The 17727-nt window shown below is 70.9% G+C and carries 16 protein-coding genes and 1 pseudogene; 13 read left to right on the plus strand and 4 right to left on the minus strand.

Translation table 11 applies throughout. The features are described 5' to 3' along the window. Nucleotides 1-110 precede the first annotated feature (110 nt). Nucleotides 111-968 carry a hypothetical protein gene (locus ACIBAF_RS26405; protein ID WP_399466223.1) on the minus strand — a complete coding sequence of 286 codons (858 nt, stop codon included), beginning with the start codon at nt 966-968 and terminating at the stop codon, nt 111-113. Between the two features lie 161 nt (nt 969-1129). On the opposite strand from ACIBAF_RS26405, the gene ACIBAF_RS26410 reads away from it, so the two are divergent. The 13 genes and pseudogenes from ACIBAF_RS26410 (at nt 1130) to ACIBAF_RS26470 (ending at nt 15090) form a co-directional block, all read left to right on the plus strand. After that, on the plus strand, nt 1130-2383 hold the full coding sequence (locus ACIBAF_RS26410) for an MFS transporter (protein ID WP_399466224.1): 1254 nt from the start codon (nt 1130-1132) through the stop codon (nt 2381-2383). A gap of 198 nt (nt 2384-2581) precedes the next feature. Continuing rightward, a complete protein-coding gene (locus ACIBAF_RS26415; RefSeq protein WP_361705623.1) occupies nt 2582-2950 on the plus strand; it encodes a cupin domain-containing protein in 369 nt (122 codons plus the stop codon). Between the two features lie 54 nt (nt 2951-3004). After that, nucleotides 3005-4540 (plus strand): amino acid adenylation domain-containing protein, encoded by a 1536-nt coding sequence (locus tag ACIBAF_RS26420; protein WP_399466225.1) that lies wholly within the window; start codon nt 3005-3007, stop codon nt 4538-4540. A 63-nt stretch (nt 4541-4603) separates the two neighbouring features. After that, on the plus strand, nt 4604-5065 hold the full coding sequence (locus tag ACIBAF_RS26425) for a hypothetical protein (RefSeq protein WP_399466226.1): 462 nt from the start codon (nt 4604-4606) through the stop codon (nt 5063-5065). Beyond that, the gene (locus ACIBAF_RS26430) at nt 5053-6210 is read left to right on the plus strand and encodes a cytochrome P450 (RefSeq protein WP_399466228.1); all 1158 of its coding nucleotides are present in this window, start codon (nt 5053-5055) and stop codon (nt 6208-6210) included. The genes ACIBAF_RS26425 and ACIBAF_RS26430 overlap by 13 nt, the downstream gene beginning before the upstream one ends. A gap of 15 nt (nt 6211-6225) precedes the next feature. Next, entirely contained in the window at nt 6226-6462 is a 237-nt protein-coding gene (locus ACIBAF_RS26435; protein ID WP_399466230.1) for a phosphopantetheine-binding protein, read from the plus strand. Beyond that, the gene (locus ACIBAF_RS26440) at nt 6462-7202 is read left to right on the plus strand and encodes an SDR family NAD(P)-dependent oxidoreductase (protein WP_399466232.1); all 741 of its coding nucleotides are present in this window, start codon (nt 6462-6464) and stop codon (nt 7200-7202) included. The genes ACIBAF_RS26435 and ACIBAF_RS26440 overlap by 1 nt, the downstream gene beginning before the upstream one ends. 24 nt (nt 7203-7226) lie before the next feature. After that, nucleotides 7227-8048, plus strand: coding sequence for a PAS domain-containing protein (locus ACIBAF_RS26445; RefSeq protein WP_399466233.1), 822 nt, complete (start codon nt 7227-7229; stop codon nt 8046-8048). Between the two features lie 131 nt (nt 8049-8179). After that, nucleotides 8180-9561: pseudogene (locus tag ACIBAF_RS26450) on the plus strand (nitrate/nitrite transporter). Then, nucleotides 9554-11641: a molybdopterin oxidoreductase family protein gene (locus ACIBAF_RS26455; RefSeq protein ID WP_399466235.1), complete on the plus strand. Its 2088-nt coding sequence runs from the start codon at nt 9554-9556 to the stop codon at nt 11639-11641. The pseudogene ACIBAF_RS26450 and the gene ACIBAF_RS26455 overlap by 8 nt, the downstream one beginning before the upstream one ends. 4 nt (nt 11642-11645) lie before the next feature. Then, nucleotides 11646-12953, plus strand: coding sequence for an FAD-dependent oxidoreductase (locus ACIBAF_RS26460; protein WP_399466236.1), 1308 nt, complete (start codon nt 11646-11648; stop codon nt 12951-12953). Next, nucleotides 12950-14152, plus strand: coding sequence for an NAD(P)/FAD-dependent oxidoreductase (locus ACIBAF_RS26465; RefSeq protein WP_399466238.1), 1203 nt, complete (start codon nt 12950-12952; stop codon nt 14150-14152). Before ACIBAF_RS26460 ends, ACIBAF_RS26465 begins: the two co-directional genes overlap by 4 nt. Before the next feature lie 47 nt (nt 14153-14199). Further along, the gene (locus ACIBAF_RS26470) at nt 14200-15090 is read left to right on the plus strand and encodes a 2-hydroxy-3-oxopropionate reductase (RefSeq protein ID WP_399466239.1); all 891 of its coding nucleotides are present in this window, start codon (nt 14200-14202) and stop codon (nt 15088-15090) included. A 72-nt stretch (nt 15091-15162) separates the two neighbouring features. On the opposite strand, the gene ACIBAF_RS26475 is transcribed toward ACIBAF_RS26470, so the two are convergent. From ACIBAF_RS26475 to ACIBAF_RS26485, 3 genes are read right to left on the minus strand one after another with little or no spacing between them, the layout of a single operon-like run. After that, nucleotides 15163-15813 (minus strand): thymidine kinase, encoded by a 651-nt coding sequence (locus ACIBAF_RS26475; RefSeq protein WP_399466240.1) that lies wholly within the window; start codon nt 15811-15813, stop codon nt 15163-15165. Between the two features lie 58 nt (nt 15814-15871). Next, nucleotides 15872-17062, minus strand: a complete 1191-nt coding sequence (locus tag ACIBAF_RS26480) for an alkaline phosphatase family protein (RefSeq protein ID WP_399466241.1) — start codon at nt 17060-17062, stop codon at nt 15872-15874. Continuing rightward, a complete protein-coding gene (locus ACIBAF_RS26485; protein WP_399466366.1) occupies nt 17062-17658 on the minus strand; it encodes a DUF5998 family protein in 597 nt (198 codons plus the stop codon). The genes ACIBAF_RS26480 and ACIBAF_RS26485 overlap by 1 nt, the downstream gene beginning before the upstream one ends. Between the last annotated feature and the right edge of the window lie 69 nt (nt 17659-17727).

The raw sequence follows: 17727 nt of genomic DNA on the forward strand, positions 1-17727 counted from the left end.
GGGGCGGGGGCCCCCCCCCCCCCCCGCCCCCCCCGGGCCCCCCCCGCCCGGGGGGGGGGGGGGGGGGGGGGCCCCCCCCCCCCCCCCCCCCCCCCCCGCGACCCCGTCGCTCAGGCCAGCGACTTCCCGGCCTTCTCCACGGCGTCCTGCGCCAGGTCCCAGTCGCCGCCGAAGTGGTCCGCCAGCGCGTGCAGCCAGCGCTCGACTCCGAAGCCGACACAGCTGGTGGACGCCGGTTCGCCGGTCGGCAGCGAGATGGCGCACCGCTCTCCGAAGAAGAGGAAGTGGGTGTTGACCGAGGCGATCGCCAAGCCCTTGTAGACGTACTCGTACTTGACCGGAAGCAGCTGCTGGAACGTGGCCCGCTCGCCGGACTGGTCGAAGAAGGGGTCGGAGGCCGCCCGGCGTTCCAGCGGCAGGCCGATCTCGCCGGCCAGGGCGTCCAGGAAGCGCGCCGAGCGATCGAGGTGGTCCGTGACCTGGTCCGGGCTTCCCAGTGCCACGACCTCGCGCATCCGGAACGCCTTGAGGCGGCGGAGCCCGTCGAAGTGGTCCTCGTTGCGGAAGCACTGCGCGACCACGGTCACCAGCTCTCCGTCCGGGGACACCTGCCGGTCGCGGTGGTGGAGGTACACGCCGTAGCAGGCGCTGGAGGGGAGGGCGAGGCCCGCCCCGCGCAGCGCCCCGGGACCGAACTCCCCGGCGGAGGCCTGTTGTTCGATCTGTCCGGCGCCGGCCGCGGCAACGTCCAGGGGTGAGGAGACGAGGGCGAGCTGGGGGAAGTTCCGGTAGACGTCGAGCGTGGCGAGGTCGGCGACCGGCAGCAGCGCGGGCACGGTCAGGGCGACGGCGCCCGACGCCCTGGCCCACCGGGTGCAGAGGTCGTCCAGCGTCTCGGCGAGTCGGGTCGGCTCCTCCTCCAGTGCGACGAGTCCTTCCGACACCCGGACAGCGGTCTGTGCGCTCATCTGAAGCTCCTTCGTGTGTGAATGCCTCTTCCGGCAGGACGGACTCCGAGGCCAACGCCTTTGACCGGGGCGGGGTTTTCGCGCCTCGCGGCACTCGGTAAAGTAGCACTCCTCAGAGGACCTGAGGACCTGAGAACCTGATGATTGTAGATCTTTACCCCATGGCGAACAGGACAGACCTTTCGATGAAAAAAGGGCAACTCGGCTTTCTGACCAGCACGCACGCGGTCAACGACCTGTATCAGGGGGCGATCCCCGCGATGCTGCCGTTCCTGATGTCCGAGCGTCACTACAGCTACGCCGCGGTCTCCGGCCTGGCGTTCGCGGCGAGCGGCGTCTCCAGCCTGTTCCAGCCGCTGTTCGGCGTCCTCTCCGACCGCAGGCCGCAGAGCTGGCTGGTGCCGGCCGGGTTCGTCACGGCCGCCCTGGGCGTGGTCGCGGCCGGACTGGCCGGCAATTACGCGCTCACCTGGCTGTGTGTCGCGGTGGCCGGGATCGGCATCGCGGCCTACCACCCGCCCGCGACCAGCCAGGCCCGTGCCGCCGGCGGCTCCTCGCAGAAGGCGATGAGCGTCTTCTCCGTCGGCGGGACGGTCGGCGGCGCCGTCGCGCCGTCGCTGGTCACCCTGGTGATCGGGTCGGCGGGATTCGACGCGAGCTATCTGCTGGCCGTTCCCGCCGCGATCATGGCGATCCTGTGGGGGCTCAAGGGGCCGTGGATGCGCCGGCGGGGCTACGCGGAGACGGCTCCGCTGGTGACCGCCGCATCGGCGGCGAAGTCCGGGGCCGGCACGGCACAGGCCGACGACTGGCGCGCCTTCGGCCGCCTGGTGGTCGTCATCATCGGCTGGTCCATCCCCTTCGTCACCGTCACCTCCCTGGTGTCCCTGCACGCACAGCGCGATCTGGGGCAGTCCGCCGGGGCCGGCGCCGCCGCGCTCACCGTCTACACCGCGGCCGGCGCCGTCGGCACCCTGCTGGGCGGCCTGGTCGGCGACCGGTACGGCCGGATGACCTCACTGCGCGTCGGGTACCTGACGGCGCTTCCGGCCCTGCTCGGCATCGCGTGGGCCCCGGCGTTCTGGGTGCTGGTCGCCAGTGCCGCGCTGTTCGGCGCCGCCATGTTCCTGCCCTTCGCCGCCCAGGTGACGCTGGCACAGGACTACCTGCCCCACCGCCCCGGCACGGCCAGCGGGCTGACGCTGGGGCTGGCCATGGCGGCGGGCGGCCTGTGCTCTCCCGCCTTCGGCTGGTTGGCCGATTCCAGCGGTCTGCGCGCGACCTTCTATGCACTGCTCTTCGTCTTCGCCGTCCCAGTCGCCCTGGCGATGCGCCTGCCCGACCGCGTCCTGGACCGGCCCGACGCGCCGTCCCCGGAGTCCGTCGCGGCGGCGAAGACCGGCAGCGCGCAATAGACATCTCAGCCACTTTGCAACAGGGAATACTCTCTGTGCCCTCGGTCGGCTATCCGGAATGTGAGATGCCCATTGAAAGTAACTTCGCGGTTACGTACCGTCTGGTCTGGGTCGTAAAGCGTTCCACCAAAGCAACGGACCCCCTGGACCCAAAAGGTCCTCGGCCGTGCTCCATGTATGTCAACCAGGAGAAATCCGATGAAGATAAACTGGGACGACCACGAGGAACTGAAGGCCGAAGGGATCGCGCTGTCGCGTCGCTTCGCGTTCGGCCAGGAGATGTCCTGTCTCAAGGTGGTGGCCGATCAGTCCGGAGAACTGAACATGCCTCCGCACTGGCACGAGAACGAGCAGTGGGTCGTGGTCACGGAGGGGTCCATCCGCTTCGTCTGCGAGGGCACCGAGTATGAACTCAACGCCGGTGACGTGGCCTACATCCCCTCGCGTCAGCGCCACACGGCGACCTTCGTGGGAAAGGAAGGGGCCGTTCTCATGGAGTTCTCCGCTCCCCCCCGACTCGACCTCGCTCCGGGCTCGATCCTCCCGTCCTCGATGAAGTTCGACTGACGCCCTTCGAAAGACTCGCCGCTTGTCAGCAACCGCGCCGATGGGGGATCAATCGTGCGTAGCACCATGTACGACAGGGCAGAATTCGAGTCAACCATTCATGAGGCATTCGAGCGGGTCGCCCGGGAATTCCCGGACCGCAATGCCATCGTCACCGCCCGGGAGGCGGTGACCTATGCGGAGCTGGCGGCCAGGTCCCGTCGCATCGCTCACCGTCTGATCGGGCACGGTGTGCGGCCCGGCAGCGTCGTTCCGGTCGTGGCCCGCAGATCACCGGACCTGGCCGCAGTCCTCCTCGGCGTCCTCATGGCCGGCGGCGCCTACGGCGTCCTGGACGTGCGCTGGCCGGCCCCCCGCATCGCCGAGCTGCTGGGCTCCATGCGCTCCCCCGTCGTCCTGGCGGACGCCGCGGGCTCCACCCGGCTCGACCAGACAGGGACCGGCCACACCGCCTTCGACGACCTGCTGCGGACAGATACGGCCGCCCCGGCGCCGGACGGCCTGCCGGACGTACCGCCGGACGCCTGCGCGACCCTGTTCTGGACGTCGGGGAGCACCGGCAGCCCCAAGGGGGTGCTGTCCCCGCACCGAGCCACCACGAGACTGTTCGCCCCGAAGGGCTTCATGGACTTCGGCGAGCACCCGGTGATGATCCACGCGGCTGCCGTCGCCTGGGACGCCTTCACCTTGGAGCTGTGGGGCACCCTGCTCAGCCGCGGCACCGTGGTCGTGCACGAGGACGACCTGCTGCTGCCACCCGCGATCCGCTCCTACGTCCACGACCTGGCCGCCACCCATCTCTTCCTCACACCCTCGCTCTTCGACGTGATCGCGGGCGGCGACATCGAGTGCCTGGGCGGTCTGCGGGCCGTACTCCTGGGCGGGGACAGACCGTCTCCGGCGAACTGCCGGAAACTTCTCGACACCCACCCCGGCATCGAGCTGTACAACGGCTACGGGCCCGTCGAGTCCTGTGTGTTCGCCACGGTCCGTCGCATCACCGAGGACGACACCGCGGCGGCGACCGGCATCCCGGCCGGCCTTCCCGTGCCCGGCACGCAGATGTACATCGTCCGCGACGACACCCCGGTCCGGCCGGGTGAGACGGGCGAGGTCGCCATCGGCGGGACGGGGCTCGCCCTCGGCTATCTGAACGCCCCCGCCCAGACCGCCGCCGTGTTCCGGCACGTCACGGTCGACGGGGAGCGGATCCCGGTCTATCTCACCGGTGACCAGGGCCGGCTGGACGACTCCGGCGTCCTGCATTTCGTGGGCCGCAAGGACGCCCAGATCAAAATCGCCGGTCATCGAATCGAACCGGCGGAGATCGAGTCGGCCGCCCGAACCCTGGGCAGTACGCGATCGGTCGTCATGCCGATCCCCGATCGCACCGGAAATCCCCGCATCATCCTGTTCGCCGAGCAGCCCTACAAGGCCATGACCGAGCAGGAAATGCAGGGACGCCTGAGGGAGAGGCTCCCCGCCTACATGGTGCCCTCCAAGGTGCACTTCGTCTCCTCGATGCCGCTCCTGGAGAACACGAAAATCAACAAGCGGGAACTGTCGGCGCGCTTCGGCTACACCTCCTGAACGCCCTAACCAATTCCTGCTCCACAAGTGCCAGACCCCGTGCAACAGGCAAGGACTCGACACTTGAGTACACAGAACACCGAAGAAAAATTCTCCCTCGCCCTAGAATCCATCCAAGGCAAACGCCGAATAGAACGCGTGCTGGAAGCAGCGAACGCTCTCCTTGAGCGGTATGCGACCGAGCACGACCCGAAAGAACGTCTCAGGCTCGTCTTCGAGCTCGTCCGGAGAAACTTCACACCGGAAACAGCCATCACCTTCGGCGGCTTTTCCCTGGGCACCGACGGGCTGGTCGGCGTCGCCGGACCGGCGGCCGTACCTCCCGCCCCTGACGGAGATATTCACGGCCGCACAGTTTTCCACTGCAAATTTGATGTTCCTGGTGGAGAGACCGGATCGCTCACCGCGTTCTACACGGAGCCCGGCTCTCTGGGCCTGACCGACGCCGAATGGCTCGCGGCGATGCGACTGCTGGCCGGCATCGCCGGTCTGGGCGTCGGGGGGCATGCGACATGTCCTTCGTAGCGACCGCGGAGTCTCCGGCCGGCCTGCTCTCACGGCCCTACTGGTACCGGCATCTCAGGGCGCAGGCGGACGTGCACCGGCTGGACGAGGGACTGTTCGCCGTGACCGGCAACGCGGCGGTGCAGGAGGCTCTCGCCCATCCCGCGATCGTGGCCGACCATCCGCTCAAGGCCAGCGCGCGCGCCTTCGGCCCCAACGTGCTCGACGCCGACGGGCCCAGTCACCGGGCCTTCCGTGCCCTGTTGGCGCCGATCCTGTCCGCCGGCCGCATCGCCGAGTACAAACAGGCGCTGATGCCGGGGCTGATCCACAGCCTGGTCGACAGCATCGCGGGCATCGAGACCGACGACTTCTACAACTCCTTCGCGCACCGGGTGCCGTACGGAATCGTGTGCACGATCCTCGGTGTCGACACCTCGCTGGAGAGTCGGTTCCACCGCCTGACCCGTCCGCTGGCTCGGCTGCTGGACTATCCCACCGAGGAAACCGACGAGACCCACGCCAACGTCAGCGAGCTGCTGCGGCTGATCGAGGAACAGCGGCCCGCCGGGACCGCCGGCGCGCGGTCCCTGCTGGAGACGATCGAGCGGACCCGGGACCGCAAGGGGATCTCACTGACCGACAGCGAAGTGCGCTCGACGGCGCTGCTGTTCTTCCTGGCCGGTACGGAGACCAGCAGCGCGTTCATCACCTCGCTCGTGTACTGCATGGGACGCGGCGTCTTCGACCTGGCCGAGCTTCGCGACGAGGCGGTCCGGGACGACTACATCGAAGAGACGCTCCGGCTGTACCCGCCCGTGCAGACGATCGTCCGGTTCGCCGCCGAGGACCTGACCGTTCAGGGCGTGCGGGTGCCGCGGCACTCGGCGGTACTGGCCTCGGTCGCCGGAGCCAACCGTGACCCACGGGTCTTCGACCACCCCGACCGGTTCGAGACCGGCAGGAGCCGCAAGGGCTCGATCCCGTTCGCGGTCGGAGCGCACGCCTGCCCGGGGGCCATGCTCGCCAAGACCGAGTTCTCGCTGCTCATCGAGGAGATCGTCCGGCGCTGCTCGGACGTGGTCGTCACCCGCGACCGCCTCGGCATGGAGAGCCAGTCGTTCTCCCATCCCACCGACTTCTCCGTGGAGTTCAGGACAAAGTAAGAGGAAGAGGGCACAGTGGAAAGCAAGATAACCTCGCTGCGCAAGTGGCTCGACGGCCTCCACGAGAAGCCGCTCGACATCCAGGAAGACACCGACCTCATCCAGTCGGGCGCGGTGACAAGTCTCCAGTTCGTCCAGATGGTCATCGAGATCGAGCGCCTGCACGGCCGGAAGCTGGACCCGGGCGTCATCACCATCGAGTCGATGCGCACCCTGAAGGCCATCGACGCGACCGTCTTCCAGGCCGCCTGATGGGGCAGGACGCCTCCCGGGTGGCGGTGGTCTCCGGCACCTCGTCCGGGATCGGCGCGGCCGTGGCGACGGAGTTCCTGCGCAGGCAGTACACCGTCGTCGGACTGTCCCGGCGGGGCAACCCCGCCCTCGCCGAGCAGAGCGGCTACGTCGACCTCGTCGCCGACGTGCGGGACGGCGAGGCGGTGCGCGCCGCCCTCGCCTCCACGGGCGCCGCCCTCGCCGAGGGGGTCGGGGCGGTGGTGCTCAACGCCGGCCTCTCACCGGATCCCGCCGACCTCGTCAAGGTCGAGTGGCAGGTGGCGGCGGACGCCTACGAGACGAACGTACGCACGGCGCTGAACCTCGTACAGGCGACGGCTCCGCTGCTCAAGCAGGCCGGCGGCGGCTCCCTGACGTTCGTCGGGGCGAGTCTGGCCAACGGCTACCGGCCCGAACGCTGGGCGTACGCGGCCAGCAAGGCCGCGATGACCACGCTGATGCGAGCGTGCTCGGTCGAGTTCGCCGACGACGGTGTCGTGGCCAACGAAGTACGTCCCGGCCCCGTGGCGACCGCCATGACGATGGCCGGGCTGGACGGCGAGATGAGCGACCAGATCATCCGCGCCGTCAACGCGGGATTCGGAACGGACTGGCTCAAGTCGCCGCGCACCGTGGCGGAGTGGATCGTCGCCATCGCCGAGTTCCCGTCGAACGGACCCACCGGTCAGGTCTTCAACTACAGCCGCAAGGTTCTGTAACCCAGAGAAGGGCAGACACACACCATGTCGCAGCACCCTTCTTCCGAGCAGCTTCTCGACCTGTTCAACTGGGCCTCTCCCGGCATGCTGGTCACCGACGCCGACGGCGCGGTGGTGCTGGCCAACAAGGCCGCCACGGAGCTTCTGCGGGACAAGGCCGCGGCCGGCAGCAGGCTCGCCGACGTCCTGGGCATCGACGGCCACGACGCCTTGGCGAAGGCCGGGACGCCGGTGGAGAACCTGGAGGCGACCTTCACCAACCCCGCGTTCCCCTCCGGGTACGCCAACGTCGGTTTCGGGACGGTCGACGGCGCGACGTTCGGCTTCTGGGCCCTGCGCCCGGTCACCACCCACCCGAGCCCCTCCCCCGCGCCGGGCGAGGGCTCCTCCACCGCCCAGGCGTGGATCGACCAGGTCGACCGGTCCAGCGAGTCCTACACGCCGACCGGTGAGGACGCTGTGGCGTTCATCGAGGCCTACTACGACAACTGCCCCGTGGCCATCCACCTCATCGAGGAGGACGGCACGGTCGCCCACGCGAACTGGAAGGACATCGCGATCGTCGGGGCGAGCGAACAGCCGGACGCCTACGTCGGTCACCACATCCGGCACATCTACGCCGACCAGGACGTCGTGGACGACTTCCTGGGCCGCTGGGGCGAGGACGCGCCGATCATCGACTTCCGCGCGGACTTCCTCAACAAGGGCGAGCGGGTCCCGGTGGTGATCTTCTCCACGGCCAAGGTCGAGAACAACAAGCTGAAGAACACCCGGTGCTTCGTCTTCCCCGACAGCCACCCGGACCGTGAGCGGGACCAGGTGAAGGCGCTGGACCTCAGCTTCTGAGGTCTCCGACCCGTCGCACCGCACCACCGCACCACCGCACCACCATGCAAGCCGAAACGCCGGGCCCCGGCGAGCAACCCTCGCCGGGGCCTGTCCGTGCCCACGAAGCCCGTCACGCACTCGGAGTGAACATGGCTCACATATCTGCCCGACAGGGCAGTTGGCTCATCGGCTGGGATCCCGAGGACGAGGACGCCTGGCAGGCGGGAGGCCGGCTGATCGCCCGCCGCAACCTCGTCCTGTCCGTCCTGTCCGAGCACGTCGGATTCTCGGTGTGGACCCTGTGGTCCGTCCTCGTCCTGTTCATGTCCCCCGAGATCGGTCTCGGTTTCGGCCCCGGCGAGAAGTTCCTCCTGGTGGCCACGCCGACCGTCGTCGGCGCCCTGCTGAGGCTGCCCTACAGCCGTGCCGTGACCCGGTTCGGCGGCCGGAACTGGACGGTGTTCGCGACGAGCATCCTGCTGGCGCCGACGCTCTCGGCCCTGTACTTCGTGCAGCGGCCCGGCACCCCGCTGTGGGTGTTCCTGCTGATCGGCGCCCTGGCGGGGGTGGGAGGCGGCAACTTCGCCTCCTCGATGACCAACATCACCGCCTTCTACCCGCGGCGCCACCAGGGCTGGGCCCTCGGACTCAACGCGGGCGGCGGAAACCTCGGGGTGGCGGCGGTCCAGCTCATCGGACTCCTGGTGATCTCCGTCGCGGGCGACACCCACCCCTCCTATGTCGCCGCCGTGTACCTGCCGGTGATCGTGCTGGTCGCGCTGCTGGCAGCGTGGAAGATGGACAACGTCGACGCCGTACGCGCCGAGCCCGGCACCCGGCGCGAGGCGGCGCGAGACCGCGACACCTGGTTGATCTCGCTGCTCTACATCGGCACGTTCGGCTCGTTCATCGGCTACGGCTTCGCCTTCGGCCTGGTCCTGCAGAACGAGTTCGGCGCCTCGCCGCGGGAAGCCGTCGGCTACACCTTCCTCGGGCCGCTGCTCGGATCCTTCGCCCGTCCGCTGAAGGCGGCCTGCTGGCCGACCGGGTGGGCGGCGCGCGGGTGACGTTCTGGAACTTCCTCGGCATGGGCGCCGCCACCGCCGTGCTCATCGTGGCGGCCGAGACGAACTCCTTCGCACTGTTCGTCGTCGGTTTCACCGCCCTGTTCGTCCTCAGCGGCCTCGGCAACGGATCGACGTACAAGATGATCCCGGCGCTGTTCGCGAAGAAGGCCGAGGACGAGGTCACCTCGGGCCGCGACGCGCGGGACGCCTTCGCCCGGGCGCGGCGCCTGTCCGGCGCGGTCATCGCCATCGCCGGCGCCGTCGGCGCGCTCGGCGGGGCGGCCATCAACCTCGCGTTCAAGCTGTCCTACACCGACGGATCCGGCTCCGGCATCCCCGCCTTCGTCGCCTTCCTCGCCTACTACGCGCTGTGCCTGACCGTGCTCAGGTCCGTCTACCTCCGCCGCGTCCCGAGCGCGGGCAGGCGGGCCACGGGCGCCGTGAAGGAAGCCAGCCGTGTCTGACCTGCCCGCGCCGATACCCGAGGCGAACACCCACTGCCCGTACTGCGCGCTGCAGTGCGCTGCCCAACTGCACGGTGACCTCGACGTCGGAGTCAAGGTGCGGCCCCGGGACTTCCCGGTCAACCAGGGCCGGCTGTGCCAGAAGGGCTGGACGGCCACCGAGGTCCTGCACACCGCCGACCGGCTCACCCGGCCCCTCGTGCGCGGCGCGGACGGCCGTCTCCGGGAGGCCTCCTGGGAGTCCGCGCTGGACGCCGTGGCGCGGGGCCTGCGCGGCATCCGCGCCCAGCACGGCCCGGACGCCGTGGCGGTGTTCGGCGGCGGCGGCCTGACCAACGAGAAGGCGTACCTGCTGGGCAAGTTCGCCCGTCTCGCCCTGCGCACCGGCCAGATCGACTACAACGGCCGCTTCTGCATGTCGTCCGCGGCGGCCGCCGGCAACGCCGCGTTCGGGCTGGACCGGGGCCTGCCCTTCCCCGTCACCGACCTCAGGGGCGCGCAGACCGTACTGCTGGCGGGGGCGAACGTCGCCGAGACCATGCCGCCCCTGATGCAGCACCTCGACCAGGCCCGACTGATCGTCATGGATCCCCGGCGCACCGCCACGGCCCGGCGCGCGGCACTGCATCTTCAGCCGACGCCCGGCACCGACCTGGCGCTCGCCCTCGGTCTCCTGCACGTCGCGGTGGCGGAGGGGCTGGTCGACCAGGACTACGTCCACGCGCGCACCCACGGCTTCGACTCGACGGCGCGACAGGCCCTGGCATGGTGGCCGGAGCGGGTCGAGGAGGTCACCGGCGTTCCGGCGAGCGCACAGCGCCGAGCGGTCCGGATGCTCGCCGAGGCCGACAGCGCCTACGTCCTGACCGGTCGGGGCGTCGAGCAGCACAGCAACGGCGCCGACACCGTCGCGGGGTTCGTCAACCTGGCGCTCGCCCTCGGCCTGCCCGGGCGGCCAGGCAGCGGTTACGGGTGTCTGACCGGACAGGGCAACGGCCAGGGCGGCCGGGAACACGGTCAGAAGGCCGACCAGTTGCCCGGCTACCGCGCCCTCACCGATCCGGCTGCGCGCGCCCACGTCGCCCGGGTGTGGGGGGTGGCGCCGGACGAGCTGCCGGGCCCCGGGCGCAGCGCCTACGAACTGCTGGACGCGCTGGGCGGCGAGCACGGGCCACGGGCGCTGCTGGTCTTCGGCTCCAACCCGGCGGTCTCGGCCCCGCACGCCTCGCACGTGACGGAACGGCTCGCGGCACTGGATCTCCTGGTCGTGGCCGACTTCGTCCCCTCGGAGACGGCCCGCATGGCGGATGTGGTGCTGCCGGTCACGCAGTGGGCCGAGGAGGAGGGAACCCTGACCAACCTCGAAGGCCGGGTACTGCGCCGCCGTTCGCTGCTGCCGCCCCCGCCGCAGGTGCGCAGTGACCTTCAGGTCCTGCACGATCTCGCCGTACGGCTGGGCGAGCCGGCGGGCCGTTACCCGACCGAGCCCCGGGAGGTGTTCGAGGAGTTGCGTGCCGCGTCCCGTGGCGGCAGGGCCGACTACTCCGGCATCTCCTACGAGCGGCTGGACGCCGGAGAGAGCCTCCACTGGCCCTGCCCCGACACCGAGGGCTCTCACCCGGGGACGCCGAGGCTCTTCCTGGACCGGTTCGCGCACCCCGACGGCAGGGCCAGGTTCGCGGACGTGGACCATCGGGGGCCGGCCGAGGAGATCAGTTCCGCCTACCCCCTCTACGCCACGACCGGCAGGGTTCTGGCGCACTACCAGTCGGGTTCCCAGACCCGTCGCGTCGCGGAGCTGTGCGAGGCGGTTCCCGAGCCGTTCCTCGAAGTCCACCCCGACACCGCGGCCCACTGCGGGCTGGCCGAACACGGCCTCGCGGCGGTCGTCTCCGCGCGCGGCAGCATGACGGCCCGGGTCCGGCTGGACGCGACGATGCGCCTGGACACCGTGTTCGTGCCCTTCCACTTTCCGGGCGCGGGCCGGGCCAACCTGTTCACCCACCCGGCTCTGGACCCGCGCAGCGGCATGCCCGAGTTCAAGGTGTGCGCCGTGCGGATAGCCCCCTACCAGGAGTGACACGTTGAGCAACGTACTTGTCGTCGGCGACGGTCCGGCAGCCCAGCGGCTCGTGGACCGCATGCGGCACCACGGTTTCGAGGGCGCCGTCACCGTCCTCGGGGCCGGACCGGCCACGGTGGTGACGGCCGTCGACCGGGCACGACACAGGGTCCTCGCGCAGGTGAACGGCGCGCCGGCCACGTATTCCTACGACGCCCTCGTCCTCGCTGTCGAAGCCCGCCCACTGATCCCCGGCGTTCCCGGTCTGCTGGACTGCGAGGGACGTCTGGCGGAGGGCGTCGTCGCCCCGGGTCCGGCCCCGGGCCGACTGCCGGTCACCGGAGAGACCGCGGTCGTCCTCGGTGAGGGCCCCCTCGCGGTGGAGACCGCGGCCTCGCTCGCCGCTCGCGGCGTCGGCGCCACCCTGGTCTGCGCCACCCCTCATCCCCTGTACACACGGCTGGGCGAGACGTGCAGCGGCATGCTCTCCGAGCGACTGGAGCGGGCCGGGGTCACCGTGCTCGGCGGGAGAACGGCCGTCGGCCGCCCGCCGGGCCGACTCCGGCTGGACGACGGAACGACGCTGCGCGCCGACACGGTCGTCCTGTGCGCCGGGACCGCTCCCGACACCCGGCTCGCCCGCGCCTGCGGTCTGGACGTCCGCGTCGGCACAGTGGTCGACGACCGGCTGCGCACCAGCGACCCGCACGTGCACGCGATCGGTGACAGCACCGCCTACGACGGCCGGCTCGCCGACGGCCCCCAGGTCGCCTGGGAGCAGGCCGAGGCCCTCGCCGAGATCCTCGCCGGACATGCTGTGACCTATCGGCCGCGCCCGTCCGCGCTGCGGCTGCGCACCGATGTCGCGGACGTGGCCGCCATCGGCTCGCCCGCCGATCTGCACCGGCCCGGCACCCGGCAGATCGGCCTCACCGACCGGGCGGGCCGGCGATACGTCCGTCTCGCCCTGCGGGACGAACGAGTCGTGGCCGCCGTGCTGTTCGGCCTGCCGCAGGCCATCGCGACCATCGGATTCCTCCACAGACGCGGACAGCGGCTTCCCTCCGACCGGCTCGGGCTGCTGCTGGACCTGCCTCCCGGCCCGGCGTCGGGCAGTGCCGCGGGCGGCGGGAGCGCTCCGGTCTGCCTGTGCGGCAACGTCTCGGAGCAGACGCTGCTGAAGGCGTGGCGGGCGGGCTCCCGCACCGTCACGGCGCTCGCGAAGACGACCCGGGCCACCACGGGCTGCGGCGGCTGCACCGGGCCGGTGGAGGAACTGTGCCGCGCCTGGGCGCACGCATCACGGCAGGAAAGGGAGAAGGCATCATGACGCGGACACTCCTCGTCGTCGGACACGGCATGGTCGGCCACCGGCTCGTCGAGCAGGTCAGGGCCCTGGACACCGAGCGGACCTGGCGCGTCGTCGTCGTAGGCGAAGAGCACCATCCCGCTTACGACCGCGTCGGCCTGTCCTCGTACCTGGACGGCAAGAGCAAGTCCGACCTCACTCTGGTGGGAGCGGACTTCCTGAGCGACCCTCGGATGGACCTTGTTCTGGGCTCCCCCGTCGTCTCGGTGGACCGGACCGCCCGCAGCGTCGAGACGGCCCACGGCGAGCGGATCTGGTACGACGCGCTGGTCCTGGCCACCGGTTCACGCCCGTTCGTCCCGCCGGTTCCCGGCCACGACCTGCCGGGGTGTTTCACGTACCGCACCTTCGACGACCTCGACGCCCTGCGTGCCGCCGCCTCCCCCGGGCGGCCGGGCGTCGTGGTGGGAGGCGGGCTGCTCGGTCTGGAGGCGGCGAACGCCCTGCGCCTGCTGGGGATGCGCACCCATGTCGTCGAGACCGCCCCGCACCTGATGCCGGCGCAGCTCGACGCGGGCGCCGCGCACGTACTGCACCGGCGGGTCGCCGAGCTCGGCCTGCGGGTGCACTGCGCCACGGCCACGGCGTCGATCGAGGCCGGGACGGACGGGGCGGTGCGCGCGGTGACGCTCTCGGACGGGACGGTGCTCGATGCCGACGTGGTGGTGTTCGCCGCGGGCGTTCGGCCGCGTGACGAACTGGCCGACGCCGCCGGGCTCGAGCGGGGCGAGCGGGGCGGCGTCGTCGTCGACGATCTCTGCCGCACCGCCGACGAGCGGGTGTGGGCCATCGGCGAGTGCGCCTGCGTGCAAGGACGCTGCCACGGCCTGGTCGCTCCCGGGTACCGCATGGCCGACAGCGTCGCGCGCCAACTGACGGGGCGGACCCCGGAGCCGTTCGACGGCGCCGACACGTCGACCGCGCTCAAGCTGCTCGGCGTGCGGATCGCCACCTTCGGCGCCACGCGGTGCGACCACGGGCAGGCGCTCGAAGCGGTCTTCGCCGAGGACACCGACCGCTACGCCAAGATCCTGCTCCGCCAGGACAGCGGTGATCTGCTGGGCGGGATCCTCGCCGGCGACACCGGCTCCTGGACGGCGCTCCGTTCCCTCGTGGGCCGCAGGCCGCCCGCCGACCTGGAGCGGCTGCTCCTGCCCTGAAACCCGCTCCGCCACCACCCTCACCCGCTGTCACCAAGGAGTTCGCGTTGAAGACGATCGCTTTCCTCGGTCTTGGCACCATGGGCAGCCCGATGGCTGTCAACCTGTGCCGAGCCGGACACACCGTGTACGGATGGAACCGCAGCGACGGCAAGGCCGGGCCGCTGCGGGCGGCGGGCGGGCGGCCCACGGCGTCGATCCGCGAGGCGGTCCGCGAGGCCGAGGCGGTGATCACCATGCTGCCGGACGCTCCGCAGGTCGAGGAGGTCGCTCTCGGCCCCGACGGCATCCTGGCCAACGCCCGCCCGGGGACGCTGCTGATCGACATGTCCACCATCGCCCCGCAGCATGCGATCACGCTGGCGGGCAAGGCCGCCGAGCACCGGATCCGGGTTCTGGACGCGCCCGTCGCGGGCGGGGAGACCGGTGCGATCGACGGCATCCTGTCGATCATGGTCGGCGGGGACGCGGAGGACTTCGCGGCGGCGAAACCCGTCTTCGAGGCCCTCGGCAGGACCATCACGCACTGCGGTCCGAACGGCCGCGGCCAGACGGTGAAGGCCGCCGGCCAGCTGGTCCTCGCGATCAACCTGCAGGCGTGCGCGGAAGCGGTGGTCTTCCTCGAGAAGTCGGGGGTGGACCTCGAAGCCGCCCTCGACGTCATCGGCGGCGGCATGGCGGGCTCCACCGCCCTCGCCCGCAAGAAGGCCAACTTCCTGAAGCGCGACTACACACCCAGCTTCCGGATGGGCCTGCACCACAAGGACCTGGGCATCGTCACCGACACGGCCCGCGCGATCGGCGCCGCCATCCCCCTGGGCAGCGTCGCCGCGCAGTTCGTGGCATCGGCCGTGGCCCGCGGAGAGGCGGACCTCGACCACTCCGCCCTGCTCCGCGGCGTCGAACTGCTCAGCGGATACGCCCGCGAGGAGCAGTGACAGGTCGCTCAACCTCCGTGCAGGCGCCGCCAGTTCCGCGTTTCAGGTTGCCTGCGTGAGCCGAGTCCGCGCTCAGTCGGACGTCATCGGCAGGACGTCCGGTGAGAGCGCGCCGGCACGGGCCGAAGCGCTCGTCATGCGGCGCAGATGGTGGCGCCGGCACAACACCTCGTAGCCGACCTCCGCGGTGAGGCCGTTCACGTCACCGACGACGACCTGTTCGCCTTCCACCACCATCTCGCCGCCCACGGTGCGGGCGTTGTGCGTGGCCCGCGCCCCGCACCAGCACATCGCCTCCACCTGGAGCGTCTCAAGGCGGTCCGCCAGCTCGATCAGCCGCCGGGAGCCCGGGAAGAGCTTGGTGCGGAAGTCGGTGGTGATGCCGAAGGCGAAGACATCGAGGTTCAGGTCGTCCACGACCCGCGCCACCTGATCGATCTGCTCCGGCGCCAGGAACTGCGCCTCGTCCACGATCAAGTAGTCGACCTTGCCGCCCTGAGACACCCGGTCGACCACATAGGCATACAGATCCATCCCCGGCACCGCCTCGACCGCGTCGGTCACCAGCCCCAGCCGTGAGGAGAGCTTCCCCTCCCCCGCGCGGTCGTCCCGGGTGAAGATCAGACCCTGCAGTCCCCTCGCCGACCGGTTGTGCGCGAACTGGAGAGCCAGCGTCGACTTCCCGCAGTCCATGGTTCCGGAGAAGAACACCAGCTCGGGCATGGGGAGTCGAGCGCCTTTCGGTGACGGTGAAGGGGGCAGGAGAAACGGTTCCGGGGCTTCAGGAGCGTACTTCGAGCAGGGGGACCAACTGCTCGGCAGGGGTCATCGAGCCGTGGTTGCCGACCATCGCCGACTCCTTGGGCTCCCGCTCGGAGGCGATGATCAGGACGTCGTCCCGCGCGGCCGCGACCACATCGCCGAGGCGTGCGTGCACCCGCTCGTCGATCCGCGGCCCGAACCAGCCGGCGGCGATCGCCTCCTCCCGGGAGGCCACCCAGAACTGCTCGCCGAGCACCTCGCGCCAGCAGGTCAGGACGTCGTCCGCGGCGCCCGGTACGGCGTAGACGTGACGGGCGCGGCCCTCGCCGCCCAGCAGGGCGACTCCGGCGCGCAGCTCCCAGTCCGCGTCGAAGTCGATGCGGTGCTCCTCGTCGAAGGGCACGTCGACCATGCCGTGGTCGGCGGTGACGTAGAGCGCGCTGCGCGGCGGGAGTTGCTCGGCCAGGCGCTGGACGAGCCGGTCGACGTACATGAGCTGGCCGCGCCAGGTGTCGGAGGCGACGCCGTAGCGGTGCCCGGCGCCGTCCAGTTCGGCGTAGTACGTGTAGACGAGGGAGCGGTCGCCGGCAGCGAGTTGCTCGGCGGCGAGGTCCATGCGCTCCTCGCCGGTGAGCCGCCCGTGAAACGTTCCGCCGCTGAGCGCGACCTTGGTGAGCGGGGTGTTCTGGAACGCCGGGGACGACACCTGGGCGGCGTGCACGCCCGCCTCGTGGGCGAGCTGGAAGACCGTGGGGTACGGCTGCCAGGCGGCCGGCGCGGTCCACGGCTGCCAGCGGAGCTGGTTCATCAGCTCGCCGGTGGCCGGGTTGCGCACGGTGTAGCCGGGCAGGCCGTGGGCGCCCGGCGGGAGGCCGGTGCCGACGGAGGCGAGGGAGGTCGCGGTGGTCGCCGGGTAGCCGGCGGTGAGCGGGCGTCCGGTGCCGCCGCGCGAGCTGCTGAGGAGCCCGTGCAGATAGGGCGCCTCGTCGGCGTGGTCCTTGATCTGCTCCCAGCCGAGGCCGTCGATCAGGAAGACGCAGTTGCGGTCGGCCGGGGTCAGTTCCGGGATCGCAGCGGTCGTGCCGGGGACGCCCATGCCCGCCGCCAGCGTGGGCAGCAGGTCGGCGAGGGAGCCGGAGCCGTACTCGGGGACGGGGGCGGAGCCGACGGCGAGCGGTTCGGGGTAGTCCCAGGAGGCGAACTGAGCCATCAGCGGGTGACGTCCGCGGTGGCCTCGGAGAGAGACTGCGCGAAGGCGAGTGCCTGGCGCACCGTCTCCGGGCCGTCCCCGGCCTCGCTGACGCGCAGGCTCAGGTCGTCCGCCGTGGAGTTGCCGGTGTAGCCGTGGTCGGCGTCGCAGTTGGGGTCGCCGCAGGCGGCCGGCTCCAGGTCGATGCGGGAGACGGCGCCCCAGCCGATGGTCAGCACGACCTCGCGCGGCAACGTGCCCGGGGCGTACGACTCCGGGTTCGCGACCACGCGGCTGAGCACGACCGAGGAGATCCGACCGAGCTTCACGGACTCCGTCGACGTCGTGGCGTACGGCGTCGGGGAGGTGGTGTCGGCGGCCTGTTCGTCGGTGTGGCTGACGATGAAGCGGTTGCCGGTCAGCACCAGGACGGTCACGTGCCGGCGCACCTCGTTCTGGTCGAACGTGGTCTCCTGGTGGACCAGGAACGACCGCATCGGCTCGCCGCCCACGGCGGCCTCCACCGCCTCGGCCACGAGGGCCGGGTAGTAGCCGCTGCGCTCGATCGCCGCGCGCAGCCCCTGGGTCGTCGTACTGGTCTTGGCCATGCCCTCCATCCTACGGGGACCCACTGACTGCGAGGCACCGCTCGCGACTGCTTCCGTCGTCGGCGACGTTCGCCTGCG

The organism is Streptomyces sp. NPDC051677 (assembly GCF_044453465.1).
Taxonomy (GTDB): Bacteria; Actinomycetota; Actinomycetes; order Streptomycetales; family Streptomycetaceae; genus Streptomyces.